At 47.9% G+C, this 15,794-nt stretch carries 18 protein-coding genes; 7 read left to right on the forward strand and 11 right to left on the reverse strand.

All coding sequences use genetic code 11. The features are described from left to right. Genes hisD through hisIE form a run of 7 tightly spaced genes read left to right on the forward strand, consistent with a single transcriptional unit; the run spans position 1 to position 6,166 of the window. Entirely contained in the window at positions 1-1,311 is a 1,311-nt protein-coding gene (hisD, locus tag CWI73_RS04545; protein WP_126751725.1) for a histidinol dehydrogenase, read from the forward strand. Then, entirely contained in the window at positions 1,311-2,393 is a 1,083-nt protein-coding gene (gene hisC, locus CWI73_RS04550; RefSeq protein ID WP_126751726.1) for a histidinol-phosphate transaminase, read from the forward strand. Before hisD ends, hisC begins: the two co-directional genes overlap by 1 nt. Further along, entirely contained in the window at positions 2,390-3,466 is a 1,077-nt protein-coding gene (hisB, locus tag CWI73_RS04555; RefSeq protein ID WP_126751727.1) for a bifunctional histidinol-phosphatase/imidazoleglycerol-phosphate dehydratase HisB, read from the forward strand. The genes hisC and hisB overlap by 4 nt, the downstream gene beginning before the upstream one ends. After that, entirely contained in the window at positions 3,463-4,065 is a 603-nt protein-coding gene (gene hisH / locus CWI73_RS04560) for an imidazole glycerol phosphate synthase subunit HisH (protein ID WP_126751728.1), read from the forward strand. The genes hisB and hisH overlap by 4 nt, the downstream gene beginning before the upstream one ends. Beyond that, positions 4,047-4,784, forward strand: coding sequence for a 1-(5-phosphoribosyl)-5-[(5-phosphoribosylamino)methylideneamino]imidazole-4-carboxamide isomerase (gene hisA / locus CWI73_RS04565; RefSeq protein ID WP_126751729.1), 738 nt, complete (start codon positions 4,047-4,049; stop codon positions 4,782-4,784). Before hisH ends, hisA begins: the two co-directional genes overlap by 19 nt. After that, positions 4,766-5,548, forward strand: a complete 783-nt coding sequence (gene hisF / locus CWI73_RS04570) for an imidazole glycerol phosphate synthase subunit HisF (RefSeq protein WP_126751730.1) — start codon at positions 4,766-4,768, stop codon at positions 5,546-5,548. The genes hisA and hisF overlap by 19 nt, the downstream gene beginning before the upstream one ends. A 9-nt stretch (positions 5,549-5,557) precedes the next feature. Continuing rightward, entirely contained in the window at positions 5,558-6,166 is a 609-nt protein-coding gene (gene hisIE, locus CWI73_RS04575; protein ID WP_126751731.1) for a bifunctional phosphoribosyl-AMP cyclohydrolase/phosphoribosyl-ATP diphosphatase HisIE, read from the forward strand. Between the two features lie 11 nt (positions 6,167-6,177). Here the strand turns inward: hisIE and CWI73_RS04580 are convergent, their stop codons facing one another. From CWI73_RS04580 to CWI73_RS12630, 11 genes are all read right to left on the reverse strand, one after another. After that, positions 6,178-7,563, reverse strand: a complete 1,386-nt coding sequence (locus tag CWI73_RS04580; RefSeq protein WP_126751732.1) for an MATE family efflux transporter — start codon at positions 7,561-7,563, stop codon at positions 6,178-6,180. Between the two features lie 43 nt (positions 7,564-7,606). Continuing rightward, positions 7,607-8,389: an alpha/beta fold hydrolase gene (locus tag CWI73_RS04585; protein WP_126751733.1), complete on the reverse strand. Its 783-nt coding sequence runs from the start codon at positions 8,387-8,389 to the stop codon at positions 7,607-7,609. 9 nt (positions 8,390-8,398) lie between these two features. Next, complete coding sequence (locus tag CWI73_RS04590; protein ID WP_126751734.1) at positions 8,399-8,800, reverse strand: MAPEG family protein; 402 nt, start codon at positions 8,798-8,800, stop codon at positions 8,399-8,401. Positions 8,801-8,847: 47 nt separating this feature from the next. Further along, a complete protein-coding gene (gene adk, locus CWI73_RS04595; RefSeq protein WP_126751735.1) occupies positions 8,848-9,495 on the reverse strand; it encodes an adenylate kinase in 648 nt (215 codons plus the stop codon). A 112-nt stretch (positions 9,496-9,607) separates the two neighbouring features. Next, complete coding sequence (gene htpG, locus CWI73_RS04600; RefSeq protein WP_126751736.1) at positions 9,608-11,521, reverse strand: molecular chaperone HtpG; 1,914 nt, start codon at positions 11,519-11,521, stop codon at positions 9,608-9,610. A 76-nt stretch (positions 11,522-11,597) separates the two neighbouring features. Beyond that, positions 11,598-12,203, reverse strand: a complete 606-nt coding sequence (gene recR / locus CWI73_RS04605; RefSeq protein ID WP_126751737.1) for a recombination mediator RecR — start codon at positions 12,201-12,203, stop codon at positions 11,598-11,600. Positions 12,204-12,218: 15 nt separating this feature from the next. Next, positions 12,219-12,545, reverse strand: coding sequence for a YbaB/EbfC family nucleoid-associated protein (locus CWI73_RS04610; protein WP_126751738.1), 327 nt, complete (start codon positions 12,543-12,545; stop codon positions 12,219-12,221). A 29-nt stretch (positions 12,546-12,574) separates the two neighbouring features. Further along, entirely contained in the window at positions 12,575-14,641 is a 2,067-nt protein-coding gene (gene dnaX / locus CWI73_RS04615; RefSeq protein WP_126751739.1) for a DNA polymerase III subunit gamma/tau, read from the reverse strand. A gap of 21 nt (positions 14,642-14,662) precedes the next feature. Continuing rightward, on the reverse strand, positions 14,663-15,196 hold the full coding sequence (locus CWI73_RS04620; protein WP_126751740.1) for an adenine phosphoribosyltransferase: 534 nt from the start codon (positions 15,194-15,196) through the stop codon (positions 14,663-14,665). A gap of 17 nt (positions 15,197-15,213) precedes the next feature. After that, entirely contained in the window at positions 15,214-15,591 is a 378-nt protein-coding gene (locus CWI73_RS04625; RefSeq protein WP_126751741.1) for a response regulator, read from the reverse strand. 39 nt (positions 15,592-15,630) lie between these two features. Then, positions 15,631-15,753 carry a hypothetical protein gene (locus CWI73_RS12630; protein ID WP_275046252.1) on the reverse strand — a complete coding sequence of 41 codons (123 nt, stop codon included), beginning with the start codon at positions 15,751-15,753 and terminating at the stop codon, positions 15,631-15,633. Positions 15,754-15,794: the final 41 nt, after the last annotated feature.

Genomic DNA, 15,794 nt, shown 5'->3' on the forward strand with positions numbered 1-15,794 from the left:
ATGCAAGGCTTAAACATCAAGGTTGAGCGCTGGGCAGACTTGTCTGCCGACGAAAAGGAACAGCGGCTTTCGCGTCCCCGTCAGGCAACAGCGACAAACACGCAACAAACGGTTCAGAAGATTATTGCCGATATTCGTGACAACGGTGACAGTGCACTGCTGAATTACACTCGGCAGTTTGACTATTCTGAAGCGACCTCGCTGCGCGTATCGCAACAGCGTATAGAGCAAGCAGTGAATCGCCTCGACAAAAAAGTGGCAGAGGCGATTGATACAGCTTACGGCACTATTCGTCGTTTTCACCAGGCACAAGTCCCTGAAAACCTTGCTGTTAAAACCATAAAAGGTGTTCAGTGTGAACTTCGCTATGCGCCATTAGATGCCGTTGGGCTTTATATACCTGGTGGTAGCGCAACCTTGCCATCCACTGCACTCATGCTCGGCGTGCCCGCTCAGCTAGCCGAATGTCAACGCGTTGTGTTGGTCAGTCCGCCGGACAAAAGTGGTGACTTACCGGATGCGCTGTTGTACGCCGCAAACCGTTGCGGCATTACAGAAATATACACCTGCGGCGGCGCTCAAGCAGTTGCCGCCTTAGCTTATGGTACAGAGTCCATCGCCTCGGTCGATAAAGTATTTGGCCCGGGCAACAGTTTTGTCACCGAAGCAAAGCAACAAGTGAGCAATGACGACAGTGGCTGTGCTATCGACTTACCCGCGGGTCCTTCTGAATTACTGGTTATTGGTGATGACACAGCTAACCCGGCGTATATTGCGGCCGACCTGTTGTCTCAAGCCGAGCACGGCCCCGACTCACAAGTTATTCTGGTCACACCGTCAAGCACACTGGCAGACAGAGTAAGACAAGCACTCATTGAGCAGTGTCAGCAGTTACAACGGGCTGATATTGCCGCCCAGGCGTTAGCCGAAAGCCGTTTACTGGTTGTCGAGACTATTGATGAAGCAATAACCATTAGCGAGCAATATGCGCCTGAGCACTTATCCATACAAACGGATAATGCCCGCTCATTGCTACCCAAATTGACCCGTGCAGGCTCTGTTTTTGTGGGTCACTATACACCGGAATCTGGTGGTGATTACGCGACAGGCACTAACCACGTATTACCGACCTACGGTTATGCACGCAATTACAGTAGCCTGGGACTATTGGACTTTTACCGCCGTTACACCGTACAAGAAGTCTCCTACGAAGGCTTAGCGACGTTGTCAGAAGCTATTACAACCCTGGCGAATGTTGAGGGGCTCGACGCACACGCTAAAGCTGTCACCATTCGCATGGAGGACCAATAATGTCATTAGCGGAACAGTCTCAGCGCCAGCACCTAAAAACACTGACACCTTATGCGTCGGCCAGACGCAGTATGAGCGGTGGTAATGTATGGCTGAACGCCAATGAGTCACCTTTTGATAACGGTTACGGCTTTGACGATGCCGCTCTGAACCGGTATCCACAGTTTCAGTCAGAAACGCTGAATACAGCTTATGCCGACTATGCTGGTGTACAACCGAACCAGGTGTTAAGTACTCGCGGCTCTGATGAGGGTATCGAATTGTTGATTCGGGCGTTTTGCGAGCCGGGACAGGACAATATTCTCATTTGTCCACCGACTTACGGTATGTATGCGATTTCGGCTAAAACCTATGCCGTCGATACTATTGAGGTGCCGCTAATAGATTCAGAGCAGCGAAAAGGCCAACTGAACGTTGAGCAGGTGATCACGCAGGCTAAGAATTGTAAGGTCGCGTTTCTGTGCTCACCGTCCAACCCCCTGGGTAACACGCTAAATGCAGCAGACATTAAGCAAGTGCTGGATGCCTGCCCCAACACCGTTATTGTGGTTGACGAAGCCTATATTGAATTCTGTTATGACGACAGCAAAGCACCTTGGCTGACGACCTACCCTAACCTGGTAGTTTTGAGGACATTATCAAAAGCCTTTGCGCTTGCCGGCATTCGTTGCGGCTTTTTGCTCGCCAATGATGACATTATTGAGCTAATGAAAAAGATACTGGCGCCCTACCCACTGCCGGAGCCTACCATTAATATAGCAACGCAGGCTCTGAGCCCGGGCAATATTAAGCGTATGCAGCAGCAGGTCGATACACTTATCGGCGAGCGCGAACGGCTTGTGGAGTTACTCAGTGACTTACCACTAACACTGGAGTTTGACAGCGTAACGAATTTTTTACTGTATCGTTCTGATACCACCCAAACCAATGCGGCCGACATTGTCAGTGCACTGCAACAACAAGGTGTATTGATTCGGGACCAATCTAAACAACTCGGGTTAGACGGTTGTATTAGAATAACGGTAGGTAGCCGAGAAGAAAATGACGAGCTGGCACAACGATTAAAAGGGTATTTTTCATGACACAGCAATCCATACTTTTTATTGATCGCGACGGCACGCTGGTTGAAGAGCCACCCGTCGATAAGCAGCTCGACAGTGTCGACAAGCTCGTTTTTGAGCCAAATGCCATACCGGCACTGTTAAAGCTTCAAAATGCCGGGTACCGACTGGTCATGGTGTCTAACCAAGATGGGCTGGGTACCGATAGCTTCCCGACGGACACCTTTGAGGCTCCTCACAATTTAATGATGTCGGTATTTGAGTCACAAGGGGTTCGCTTTGATGACGTATTAATTTGCCCACATTTTGACACAGACAACTGCGCCTGTCGTAAGCCTAAGCTGGGGCTTGTGCAACCCTATCTAACGGAAGGCAAAGTCGACTTTGCTAACTCTTTCGTTGTTGGCGACAGAGAAACTGACTTACAACTGGCACAAGGCATGGGCATTCGCGGCATTCGCTACAACCGGGAAGAATACAGCTGGGATGACATTGTCCACGAAATTGTTGACCGGCCCCGTACCGCCAAAGTGTCTCGAAAAACTCATGAAACTGACATTAATATCGCCATTGATCTGGACAGCTCTGCACGCGGCACATTCAGCACCGGCATTGGCTTTTTTGACCACATGCTGGAGCAAATTGCCACACATGCGGGCATTTACATGAGTGTTGTGGTAGAGGGCGATTTGCACATTGATGATCACCACACCATTGAGGATACAGCTTTAGCACTGGGTCAGGCCTTGCGTTCGGCGCTTGGCGACAAACGCGGTATTGGTCGCTTTGGCTTCGCGCTGCCGATGGACGAATGTAAAGCAGAGTGCCTGATTGACTTATCCGGCCGCCCATACTTGAAGTGGCAAGCGGACTTTAGTCGCGACAAAGTCGGTGAATTGTCGACAGAAATGGTTGAACATTTCTTTCGCTCGCTGACCGATGCTATGGCCATTAGCCTGCACCTCTCAACAACCGAGGGCAACAGTCATCACCAGGTAGAAAGCCTGTTTAAAGTCTTTGGTCGCGCGTTACGTCAGGCGGTTGCTAAAACCGGAGACCAACAACTGCCATCGAGTAAAGGAATGCTGGCATGAAGGTAGCGATAGTCGATACCGAGTGCGCAAATCTGACATCGGTTCGCTTTGCGATTGAACAATTGGGGTATTCATGCACAGTGACAGACGACGCAGACGCGATTCGCGCTGCTGATCGTGTCATTTTGCCCGGCGTTGGCACTGCTGCTGCAGCGATGCGTAACCTACAGAGAAAACAGTTGGTTGACGTGCTGAAGTCGCTCGAACAGCCAGTGCTCGGCATTTGTTTGGGAATGCAACTCATGACATCACATTCGGAAGAAGGTGATGTCGAGTGTCTGGGATTAATTCCGTCATTAACTAAACGGCTTGAGGTTGGCGAACTGCCGCTGCCACACATGGGCTGGAACACCTCTATGCCGACCAATAGTAATCCGCTGCTGAAGACTGCCGAACAATACTGTTACTTTGTTCACAGCTACGCGGTTGTCGTTGACGAATATACCATTGCCGAAGCGGAATACGGTCAACGCTTTGCATCAATGATTCGCCATAACAATTATTTCGGCGCGCAATTTCACCCTGAGCGCTCAGGCAAAGTAGGTGAATCAATTTTACGTGAGTTTCTGGAGGCTAAGCTGTGCTACTACCTGCGTTAGACTTAATTAATGGCGCCGTTGTACGACTGTACCAAGGCGACTTTTCTCAGAAAACCGAATATCAGTTTTCACCGGTTGAACAAGCTCAAAGCTACGCTAAAGCTGGCGCAAAATGGCTTCATTTAGTCGACTTAGACGGTGCCAAGGACCCTAAGCAGCGTCAAACAAAGCTGCTGGAAAAGCTGATTAAAGAGTCAGGTGTGAGTTGTCAGGTGGGTGGTGGTATTCGCACGACTGAAGATATCGACGCTCTTCTGGCTGTTGGTGTTAAGCGAGTAGTGATAGGCTCAACCGCTGTCAGCTCACCGGAAAAAGTACTCGAATGGTTTAAAACCTACGGCCCTGAAAAAATCGTACTGGCGCTGGATGTCAACATTCAACCCAACGGTCAGGCGTTAGTTGCAACGCACGGCTGGCAAGAGTCTTCAGGCAAGGCTTTGGAAGATGTTTTAGACCAATACCTTGAAGTAGGCTGCCAGCACGTATTATGCACCGACATTAGCAAAGACGGCACACTCAGCGGAAGCAACGTCGAGCTGTACCAAAAATACAAAAATAAATACCCCAGCGTACAGTGGCAAGCATCAGGTGGCGTGAGCAGCCTAGACGATATAAAGGCGCTGAAAGCTATTAACTGCGATTCTGTGATTCTGGGTAAATCGCTGCTAACCAACCAATTCACTCTGGAGGATGCACTGGCATGTTGGCAAAGCGAGTAATTCCCTGCCTGGACGTTCGTGACGGACAGGTCGTTAAAGGCGTTAAGTTTCGTAACCACGAAGTCATTGGTGACATTATTCCGTTGGCTCGCCATTACGCCGAAAGCGGTGCCGACGAGCTGGTTTTCTATGACATTACCGCTTCGTCCGATGGCCGTACGGTGGATAAGTCGTGGGTAGAGCGGGTTGCCAAAGAAATTAATATCCCCTTCACGGTCGCTGGTGGCATTCGTTCAGTGGCGCAAGCGCAAGAGCTACTGTCAAAAGGCGCAGATAAGCTGTCGATTAACTCCCCTGCATTACTGGACCCGTCACTTATCGACACGCTGGTGGCAGAGTTCGGTCAACAGTGCATTGTTATCGGTATTGACAGTTTCTTCAATGAAGAGACCGGTACTTATGAGGTGCACCAGTTTACCGGCGATGAAAAGAAGTCACGCAAATCGGCATGGCAAACTAAAGACTGGTTGCAGGAAGTGATTAAACGAGGCGCCGGCGAAATTGTCTTGAACTGCATGAATCAGGACGGCGTACGCAAAGGATACGATATTGAGCAACTGGCGGCTTTACGCGACTACTGTTCAGTACCCATAATAGCCTCTGGTGGCGCTGGCGAAATACAGCACTTTGTCGATGTCTTTAATGACGCTAAAGTTGATGGTGCCCTGGCGGCTTCAGTCTTTCATAAAAACGTATTTTCAATTGCCGATGTGAAAAGCGCAATGTACAACAATGACATTGCCGTGCGTCCCATTGAACCCTAAGGAGTGACAGTGAGAGTCGACAAACAAAATTTAAACAGCCTTGACTGGGTAAAAATGGATAACCTGATTCCCTGTGTTGTCCAGCACGTTCTGACCGGCGAGGTCCTGATGCTGGGTTACATGAACGACAAGGCACTTGAGAAGACATTAGAGTCAGGCCAGGTCACTTTTTACAGCCGTAGCAAAGAGCGTTTATGGACTAAGGGTGAAAGTTCTGGTCATGTCCTTGAATTGGAAGAGGTCCATACCGACTGCGACAGTGATGCACTGTTAATTAAAGCAACCCCGAATGGGCCAACCTGTCACTTAGGCACCCAAAGCTGCTTTGCTGACACGTCAGGCTCTTTTTTACACCACTTAGAAGGGGTTATTAATTCAAGAAAAGGCGCCGATGCCGGTGAAAGTTACACTGCCAGCCTCTTTCAGAAAGGCATTAAACGATGCGCTCAGAAAGTCGGTGAAGAAGGTGTCGAAGTGGCACTTGCAGCGGCAACCAACGACAAAGACGAACTGCTCAATGAAAGTGCTGATCTGCTGTACCACTTATTGGTGGTGCTGAGCGCCAGTGACTTATCGATGAGTGATGTCCTGAAGGTACTGAAACAGCGTCATAATTAGTGTAATGCTCATTAAGCGCTATTCAGCTGCTCTTGAAAGTGGCGGCGTTTGTAGGCTTTTGATACTTTCTTCAGTCTGACAGACAGCAGTACGGCCGCCACACTAAGGCCACTAATAAAGCCTATCCAAAAACCTGCGGCGCCCATGGCTGGCACCACTAAGCTAGTTCGTCCGAGTACATACCCGACAGTTAAGCCGAAAGGCCAATAGGATATAAAAGCCAGTACCATAGGGTAAGTCGTATCTTTGTAGCCTCTCAGTGTTCCCATTGCCACTACCTGGAAGGTGTCGGACAAGGTGAAAATAGCTGCTAAGCCCATCAAGGTCGCCGCTAAATTAATAACTTCGGTATTCGGTGTGTATAAACTAGCCAGGAAACTGCCACCCAGGTACATAATAAGCCCGTTTACAGCAGCAAAAACACCACCAAACCAAAGTGCAATTCTGAAGCTACGCATTGCGTTGTCAGGGTTTCCGGCACCAAGTGCAAAGCCCACGCGCAACGTCACCGCCATAGAAATACTGAGCGGAACCATATAAACCAACGAACTTATGTTCAGGGCGATTTGGTGAGCAGAAACCACCGTCGCTCCTAACGGCGCTATTAACAGGGCAACCGCTGCGAATAAGCTCACCTCAAAAAATAGCGACATTGAGATAGGAAAACCCAGACGAATGACATAAGTAACGTCATCCCAGCTAGGTTTGTACCAACGGCGCAGTAAACGTAAACTTTTATAACGCTTAGCGCCAAAGGTATAAATAGCCATTGAAATAGCCATCCCCCAAAGCACGAGAGCTGTTGCTACACCACAGCCAGCGCCGCCAAGTGCCGGCATTCCAAACTCACCATACACGAAAATATAGTTCGCCGGGATATTGATGATAAGCCCGATAAAACCAATAATCAGCGATGGCATTGTGTTAGACATGCCCTCACAGAAGTTTCTCAGGACGGCGTAAACGACAAAGCCGGGAATGCCCCAGGCAATGTAAAACAGATAGTCGAGCGTAACCTGCCGGAACTTGTCTTCTACTTCCATTAAGTCCAGCAACCAAGGGGCGGAAGACATACCTACTAAGGTTATCGCGCCAACAATGGCACAGGCATAGAAGCCCTGTTGCAGCATATTCGCCATTTTACGATGGCCACCAGAGCCATCGAAATGGGAGATAATAGGCGCAAGCGCCAACGCCAAACCAAATACCAGCAAGGTTGCCGGCACAAAAATACTGCCACCGACAGATACGGCCGCAAGGTCAATCGCACTTTTTCGACCCGCCATTACCGTATCGACAACACTCATGAGCATTTGTGTCAGCTGTGCGATAAGTATAGGGCCCGTCAGTCGAGCAAGCTTTATCACTTCGATTTTATTGTCTTGCCAGGATTTCACGTTGGAGTGTCTCGCTCGTTTTGACCTATCTTGGATAGTCGATTTATGCGTTTATAAACTGAACCAGTTTATCATTGACTTCTGACGGATGAGTTAACGGTCCCATGTGCCCCGCTGCTATCGACTCTCGTTTTAAGTCACTAATAACCGTCGATAAAGCATCTGCCACAGCCTTAGCGCTACGACGCGTATGCTCCCCCTGAACAAGCAATACCGGTTGCTCAACTGCCGCATAATCATTCAGCCGTTTGGGTTCGTTGAGCAAGGCATCAAAGTCGAGCGCGACCTTAGCAGCCTGCTTCACCATCAACGCCTGTATTTTGGACGGCAAAGCGTCGAAATAGCCCGGACTGTTCCAGTAATCGACAAAGGTGCGGGTGCACTCTTCAGCGTCTTTACCATGCATTGCCTGGCTAATTTCTTGTATTTCAATCATCCCGGGGGAGTCGTCAGCTAACACATGGAAAGCCACAGGCTCATAAACCGCCAGTTTTGAGATGGCAAAAGGCTGCTCTAAGGCGAGTTTAAGCGCCAAAGCACCTCCATAAGAATGACCGATAACATCAATTGCTGTATCAACTTTTAACGCTGAAATAGCCTCCACCACTCGCGGGACTTCGTCGGCTAAGCGAAAGTTTGCCACCGCTTCAGGCTCTGGTGCTTTGCCATAACCAAGCAGATCGACAGCAACGACAAAGCGAGAGTGGCTTAAGCGTTGAATTAAATCTCGCCACTGAGAACTTGCACTTTGTGAGCTATGCAACAACAACACTGGTGGGTTGTGCTTCTCACCAAAAACGTAAACTCCGGAACCTAATTCTGACATGTCACTTCTCTACAAAAGACTAAAACCGACAAACTGACCCACGCAGATTCCGGCACTGAATAGCAGAACAGCGAAGGTGCCCAACACGCCTATGGTGCGGAAAATGCTTGGACCAATCGTTTTGGTTAAGCCGATAGCATGGCTTATACGAGCAATTAATGTAGCAATTCCAATGCCGTGAACAAGCTCAGTTGAGGTCCCATTAGCTTCAACCATACCAAGCAAAATAAGAATAAACGGAACATACTCAATAAAGTTACCGTGGACCCGTACCGCCACTTTCAGCTCGTCTTCTCCACCGGTACCAATACCAACACGATACTTCCAGCGTAAGCGAACAATTCGCACAGCCAAAATTAAATAAAGTACTGCAAGTAAGCCAGCGTAAAAACCGGTGATGCGAATATCCATTGTGCCGCCCTTTTATTCAAAAAAGGCCCACCAAGTGAGCCTTGTGTTTATTTTTTCAGTAGCTCACCAAGCTGGTCACTAACTTTTTCAACCGGCTGTGTGCCATCGATTTTGTAATACTCAGTTTTGCCTTCTTCCGACAATTTCTGGTAATACTCAACCAGTGGTTCAGTTTGTTCATGATATACCGACAGACGTTTACGGACCGTTTGCTCTTGGTCATCCGGTCGAATAACCAGCTCTTCGCCAGTTTCATCGTCCTTGCCTTCTTCTTTTGGCGGGTTATGCTCAATGTGATAAACACGGCCGGAACCGGGGTGCACACGACGGCCACTCATACGCTCAACAATGACTTCATCAGGAACATCAAATTCCAGTACGTAGTCAATTTCTATACCGTTTTCACGCATAGCATCGGCTTGCGGAATTGTGCGAGGAAAGCCATCTAACAAAAAGCCGTTTTGGCAGTCTGGCTCAGCGATACGCTCTTTCACCAATTCAATAATGATGTCGTCCGAAACAAGTTGCCCGGCATCCATTACCTGCTTGGCTTTTTTCCCTAATTCCGAACCCGACTTAATTGCTGAACGCAGCATATCGCCTGTTGAAATTTGAGGAATGCCAAATGTATTCATCAGGAACTGGGCTTGCGTGCCCTTACCTGCTCCCGGAGCGCCCAATAAAATAATGCGCATAAGAAAACCTCTTTGCGTGATTCAAAAGTCTGCCCCGAACTTTACCCTGACAGGCAAGCTATTACAAGCTTAGAGAAGCGCTGCGGCCAATGGTATGACCGCAGCAGGAAGGTTATGCGTTAAGCATTAACTTGTTCAGTTTAGTGACAAATGACGCTGGATCTTTCAAATTTCCACGCTCTGCCAGTGTGGCTTGATCGAGCAAAACTTCGGCCCATTCTTTGAAAGTGTCGTCGTCTTTTTCCAACATACGCTGAACTAAGGCGTGCTCTGGATTTACCTCAAAGATATACTTGGTTTCAGGAACAGCCTGACCCGTAGCTTCCATTAACTTAGCCATTTGCGTACTCATGTCGTGCTCGTCGGTAATGATACACGCCGGTGAGTCTGTCAAACGGTGAGTCACGCGCACTTTCTTCACTTTATCACCCAACGCTTTTTCGAAACGCTCAAGGTTCTCTTTAAAGGCTTCTTCCGCTTTTTCCTGTTCTGCCTTATCTTCTTCGTCGTCCAGTTCACCAAGATCCAGGTCGCCACGAGTAACCGACTGTAATTGTTTCTCTTTGAACTCAGTTAAATGGCTCATGAGCCATTCATCGATTCGGTCAGACAACAACAGAACTTCAATGCCTTTCTTACGGAATATTTCTAGTGCAGGATTATTCTTCGCAGCTTCATAGCTGTCTGCCACAATATAGAAGATCTTATCCTGACCATCTTTCATGCGCTCAATGTAGTCGTCAAGACTAACGGACTGAACAGCACTGTCGTTATGAGTCGATGCAAAGCGCAGTAACTCAGCAATGCGCTCACGATTACTATGGTCTTCCGCCGGGCCTTCTTTCAAGACATTACCGAAGGTATCCCAGAACTGCTGGTACTCTTCTTTATTATCTTTCGCTAATTTCTTCAGAATTTGTAGCACTTTTTTGGTGCTGCCGTTACGCATGGAACGGGTAATTTTGTTGTCCTGAAGAATTTCACGAGAGACATTCAACGGCAAGTCGTTTGAGTCCACCAAACCGCGTACAAAGCGCAGATAAGTCGGCATTAATTGCTCTGCATCATCCATAATGAAGACACGCTTAACATACAGCTTCACGCCATGCTGCTGTTCACGGTTCCATAAGTCCCAGGGCGCTCTTTTCGGAATGTACAGCAAGTTTGTGTATTCTGTGGTGCCTTCCACCTTATTGTGCGTCCAAAGCAGTGGCTCATCAAAGTCGTGCGCAACGGTTTTATAAAATTCTTTATATTCATCGTCAGTGATTTCCGACTTGTCACGCGTCCATAATGCTTTACCTGAGTTTACTGTTTCCCACTCGCCTGGCTGCGCTTCTACCTTATTACCTTCACTGTCTTCAGACTCAGGTACCGGCTCTTTCCACATTTGTACAGGAATACTCAGGTGCTCTGAATATTTGTTAATAATTCCGCGCAGACGATACTCGTCTAGAAACTCCTCAGCGTCATCTTTTAAGTGCAGAATAATGTCCGTACCACGACGGGCTTTTTCAATGTCAGCAATTTCGAACTCACCTTCACCACGCGAACGCCACTCAACACCGGCAGTGTTATTGTCAAGTGCGGAACGAGTGCGCACAGTGACCTCATCGGCAACAATAAACGCTGAATAGAAACCAACACCAAACTGACCAATAAGCTGACTGTCTTTTGCCTGGTCACCTGACAGCTGCCCAAAGAACTCTGCAGTACCTGACTTAGCGATAGTTCCCAAGTTATTCATGACGTCATCTCGGGTCATGCCGATGCCGTTATCGCTTATGGTGATTGTTTTAGCGTCTTTATCGACCGAGATACGGACGAACAACTCATTGTCGTCACCGTATAGAGAGTTGTCACTCAGCGCTTTAAAGCGCAGCTTATCCGCCGCGTCAGACGCGTTGGAAACCAATTCGCGCAAGAAAATTTCTTTATTGGAATACAAAGAATGGATCATCAAATGAAGTAATTGTTTTACTTCTGTCTGAAACCCGTGTTTTTCCATTTGACCGGCTTCCGCCATAGTGTTTTCTCCTACTGTTTAAAACGTACAGTGATACCTATCGTTTTAAAATGGGGATGACACCGGGCTTTTCAAGTCAACGAGTGAATTGTTTTCGGCCACTAAAAGCGTGACCTAAAGTTGTTTGGTCAACGTAACCCAGTTCACCGCCTACAGGAACACCGTGAGCAATGCGAGTCGTGTTAATGTTGTGCTGATCCGCCATATCCGCAATGTAATGCGCTGTTGCATCACCTTCTACGGTGGGGTTAGTGGCAAGTATGATTTCTTCGATATTGTCCGATTGAAGCTGCTGCTCAAGTTTATCTAAACCGATGTCTGAGGGGCCAATACCATCAAGCGGCGATAAATGCCCCATTAAAACAAAATAGCGGCCTTTAAACTGGGAAGTTTGCTCGATGGCTAAAACATCGGCCGGTGTTTCCACAACGCAAAGCACACCACTGTCGCGGCGTTTATCATCGAGGCATATTGGGCACAGCTCATTTTCCGTTAATGTTCGGCAACTGCTGCAGTGCCCTACGGTTTCTACTGCATGCTTTAATGAGTCAGATAACCGTGAAGCCCCCGGCTTGTCTCGCTCCAATAAATAGAAAGCCATACGCTGAGCGCTTTTTTGGCCGACACCAGGCAAGCGCTTCAAACTTTCCACCAGTTGTTCGATAGCCGGGCTTAACTTCATTAAACTGACTCCAAATTAAAACGGCATTTTAAAGCCAGGAGGCAAACCCATACCGCCAGTAATTTCAGACATACGCTCTTTGCTGGTCTCTTCAACGCGGCGAACCGCATCGTTTGTCGCTGCCGCAACTAAGTCTTCCAGCATTTCCTGGTCGTCGTCCATCAAGCTTGGGTCAATGCTAACGCGTTTCACGTTGTGATTGCCCAGCATAGTCACTTTCACCATGCCTGCACCAGCTTCGCCGGTGACTTCCATATTTGCAATTTCTTCCTGGGCTTGCTGCATGCGCTCTTGCATTTGCTGCGCCTGCTTCATCATATTTCCCATTCCGCCTTTAAACATGTTTACTTCCTCATCATTAATTAAATACGTTAAAGCGCTTGCACCGATTCTTCATCAATTTGTGCACCGAAGCGTTTTTTCAACTCCATAACGCCATTATCTTTTTCCAAACGTTCTAAAGCACGCTTATGTCGATATTCATTGATACGCTGCTGCAGCATAAGGGGCGTAGGGTTTGCCGGTGTACCTACAGCAAATGATACCACAGCGCTGCTTCCCAAGAGTCCCTGTAAAGACTCTCTCACCGCGTGCTCTGTTGCATTATTCAGAAGGGACTGTTGATCACTGTTGACTAAAATAGTCCAGTTATCCCCTTCGTTGTCCTGTAATTCGGAGTTCAATAACACCTGTCGAGCCAAACCGGAAATATCCATGCCCGCTATCATGGCGCTCCAGCGGTCAATATCCGCGGCATCCTTTATTTCATCGGTAATTTCAGGGTAGTCGTAGCTGCTCGGGGCTGCATCGGAGGAATGTGGTTGCTCAGAAGTGTCAGCACTTCCTTGCAGGATTTCAGCAGACGCGACTGACTCAGGCTTAGACTCTTCAGGCTTAGGCGCCTGTGCCCGAGGTACTTGTGGCTTCGGCGTTTCGCGAAAGTCTTTAGAAGCTACTTCATCTGGCTTTTTTTTTTGCATTAAGTCTTGCCGCATTTGCAACAAGTCATCAAGACTCGATGCATCAGGATTCTCTTGTGGCAAGGCTTCTGGCTCAGGCGCATTGTTGCTTGATTGCTGCGTCACCTGTTTATGCGGCTCCGATTGCTCCACTACGTCAGGAGTTGGTTCGTATGAATCTACAAACTCATCGGTGTTACCAAAGCTCACTGGCTCTTCATTGATTTCCGGAGGCTGTTCCAGCGTAGGCCTGTCATTATGATACTCTGGTTTTAATTCTGGCTTTAGTTCTGGCTCTGGCGCGCCTGAATGCTCATTTGGTTTCGACAACTCAGCGGCTAAGGGTGCGTCTTCGCCACTTGTTTCTTCGCCATTTGTTTCGTCAGTTAAAGATCCTGCCTTAGGTCGAAATGCCAATAAACGAAGCAAGGTCATTTCCAGACCACTTCTGGCATCCACTGCATAAGGCTGTTCTCGCCGCCCTTCCAGCACTATACGATAAAATACCTGTATCAATTCCGCAGGCATTTGGCGCAACAGCGGCTTTAATGTTTCTGCGTCATCAAATGCCTGCTGTGCATCAGGTAGCTGCTGCATGATAGCCAGCTGGTGCAGCATATTCTGCATTTCAACAAGCACGGAACTTAAATCGGGAACAACAGCGACCATCGCATCCACACGTCGCATTAAAGATGCCGCATCGTTATTTAATACATCTTTTAACAGGCCAGCTATGTCAGCGGTAGGCACATTACCCAGCATTTGCCGAACACTGTCTAACAGCACTTCTCCATGACCCTGAGCAATTGCTTGATCAGTCAGGCTCAGTGCATCTCGCATGCTGCCTTTTGCGGCGCGAGCAAGCAACGAAAGTGAGGTGGAATCCGCAGAAATACCTTCCTGCTGCAAAACATGCTGCAGCTGACCGGCAATATCTTCTTTTGAAAGCGCTTTTAAATTAAATTGTAAGCAACGGGAAAGTACCGTCACAGGCAGCTTTTGTGGATCGGTTGTGGCCAGCAGAAATTTAACATGCTCCGGTGGCTCTTCCAGGGTTTTAAGAAGTGCATTGAAGCTATGACGCGACAGCATGTGTACCTCATCAATAAGGTACACTTTGTAACGCCCCCGAGTTGGACGGTATTGCACATTATCGAGGAGCTCTCGAGTATCTTCTACTTTTGTACGCGACGCCGCATCTATTTCTAGCAAGTCAACAAAACGTCCCTGGTCAATTTCCTGGCAGGCCGAGCATTGCCCGCACGGAGTTGAAGTTACTCCCGTATCGCAATTTAAAGCTTTCGCCAAAATTCGAGCTATCGTGGTTTTACCAACACCGCGCGTTCCGGAGAAGAGGTAAGCATGGTGAAGCCTTTGCTTCAGCAGTGCATGTTCTAACGGTTTCAATACATGCTGTTGCCCAACCACCTCAGAAAACTGGGACGGTCGCCACTTTCTTGCCAGAACTTGATAACTCATAAGAAACTCAGGTTATAGTTTTTAGAATTGACACAAGGTATAGCACGCAACACCCGCTTGCCGCAATTTATCTTCGCCACCGAGTTCCGGCAAAGAGACAACGAAAGCCGCTTCCTCAACCGTTGCCCCAGTCGAACGAATCAGCTTATCTGCGGCTAAAACTGTTCCGCCGGTAGCCAATAAGTCATCGATAATGAGAACCTTATCGTTGTTCGTTAAAGCGTTCTCGTGCATTTGTAGCTCATCAGTACCATATTCTAGTGCGTAAGTTTGACTAACGATATTACCTGGAAGCTTTCCGGGCTTTCTCAGTAAAGTAACACCACACCCCATTGCATAGGCAAGAGCAGATCCAAACAGGAAGCCGCGAGCCTCTATAGCAGCTATCTGGGTAACTCCGGCCATTTCATAACGTAGTTTGAATGCATCGATGCAGCTTTTAAAAGCATCATGGTTTTGCAGTAGTGGAGTAATATCTCGAAAAATAATTCCCGGTTTCGGGTAGTTGTGAATAGCGCCAATAGAGTCTTTCACTTCCTTTAGACGTTCTTCCATAAATCCTTGCTCTTTAGTTAAGCAATCGCTTTAGCTGACCAATTCTGAACAGAGTCAACTAAATACTCTGCGTCCAACGGCTTAGATAAACATTGCGTCGCACCGGCAGCCAGAGCTTTAGGTTCTACCTCAACTAGTGAGTCAGTCGACATAAAGAGTAACGGTGCATTTCTATAGCTCTCGAGTTCTCTCAAGTTTTTCAACAATGAGAGGCCGTCCATGACCGGCATTTTGTGATCAATGAGAATAACATCGTAGTAATCTTTTTTGGCCTTACTAAGACCATCCAGCCCATCTTGGGCGGTTTGAATGTCGAGCTTTAACGGCTCTAACATTCTACGAATTGCCTGAAGAGTGTTGTCTTTATCTTCGACAATAAGCATTGAAATGGACATAACTGTCACTTACACCTTAAGCCTTTTACAGCTTGACTATTAGGCAGATAACACTTGTATTAAGCGCAGTACTAATGGCAAGCAGGCTGCGATAACAAACAATACAATAGCGAATAACAAATAACCGAACCCCGCAGGCTCTTTAAACGACTCTGATGACATGACATCTACCTCCTAAATAAGTCGAGGCAGATCATACTTGA

The organism is Idiomarina piscisalsi, assembly GCF_003987095.1.
Lineage (GTDB): Bacteria > Pseudomonadota > Gammaproteobacteria > Enterobacterales > Alteromonadaceae > Idiomarina > Idiomarina piscisalsi.

Bases quoted from the DNA above. Each gene is read 5' to 3' on its own strand.
- hisC (WP_126751726.1), top strand. From the start codon at position 1,311: ATGTCATTAGCGGAACAGTCTCAGCGCCAGCACCTAAAAACACTGACA.
- CWI73_RS12630 (WP_275046252.1), bottom strand. From the start codon at position 15,753: ATGTCATCAGAGTCGTTTAAAGAGCCTGCGGGGTTCGGTTATTTGTTA.
- CWI73_RS04620 (WP_126751740.1), bottom strand. From the start codon at position 15,196: ATGGAAGAACGTCTAAAGGAAGTGAAAGACTCTATTGGCGCTATTCAC.
- CWI73_RS04590 (WP_126751734.1), bottom strand. From the start codon at position 8,800: ATGGATATTCGCATCACCGGTTTTTACGCTGGCTTACTTGCAGTACTT.
- CWI73_RS04610 (WP_126751738.1), bottom strand. From the start codon at position 12,545: ATGTTTAAAGGCGGAATGGGAAATATGATGAAGCAGGCGCAGCAAATG.
- CWI73_RS04625 (WP_126751741.1), bottom strand. From the start codon at position 15,591: ATGTCCATTTCAATGCTTATTGTCGAAGATAAAGACAACACTCTTCAG.
- hisB (WP_126751727.1), top strand. From the start codon at position 2,390: ATGACACAGCAATCCATACTTTTTATTGATCGCGACGGCACGCTGGTT.
- CWI73_RS04585 (WP_126751733.1), bottom strand. From the start codon at position 8,389: ATGTCAGAATTAGGTTCCGGAGTTTACGTTTTTGGTGAGAAGCACAAC.
- hisH (WP_126751728.1), top strand. From the start codon at position 3,463: ATGAAGGTAGCGATAGTCGATACCGAGTGCGCAAATCTGACATCGGTT.
- htpG (WP_126751736.1), bottom strand. From the start codon at position 11,521: ATGGCGGAAGCCGGTCAAATGGAAAAACACGGGTTTCAGACAGAAGTA.
- adk (WP_126751735.1), bottom strand. From the start codon at position 9,495: ATGCGCATTATTTTATTGGGCGCTCCGGGAGCAGGTAAGGGCACGCAA.
- hisF (WP_126751730.1), top strand. From the start codon at position 4,766: ATGTTGGCAAAGCGAGTAATTCCCTGCCTGGACGTTCGTGACGGACAG.
- recR (WP_126751737.1), bottom strand. From the start codon at position 12,203: ATGAAGTTAAGCCCGGCTATCGAACAACTGGTGGAAAGTTTGAAGCGC.
- dnaX (WP_126751739.1), bottom strand. From the start codon at position 14,641: ATGAGTTATCAAGTTCTGGCAAGAAAGTGGCGACCGTCCCAGTTTTCT.
- hisD (WP_126751725.1), top strand. From the start codon at position 1: ATGCAAGGCTTAAACATCAAGGTTGAGCGCTGGGCAGACTTGTCTGCC.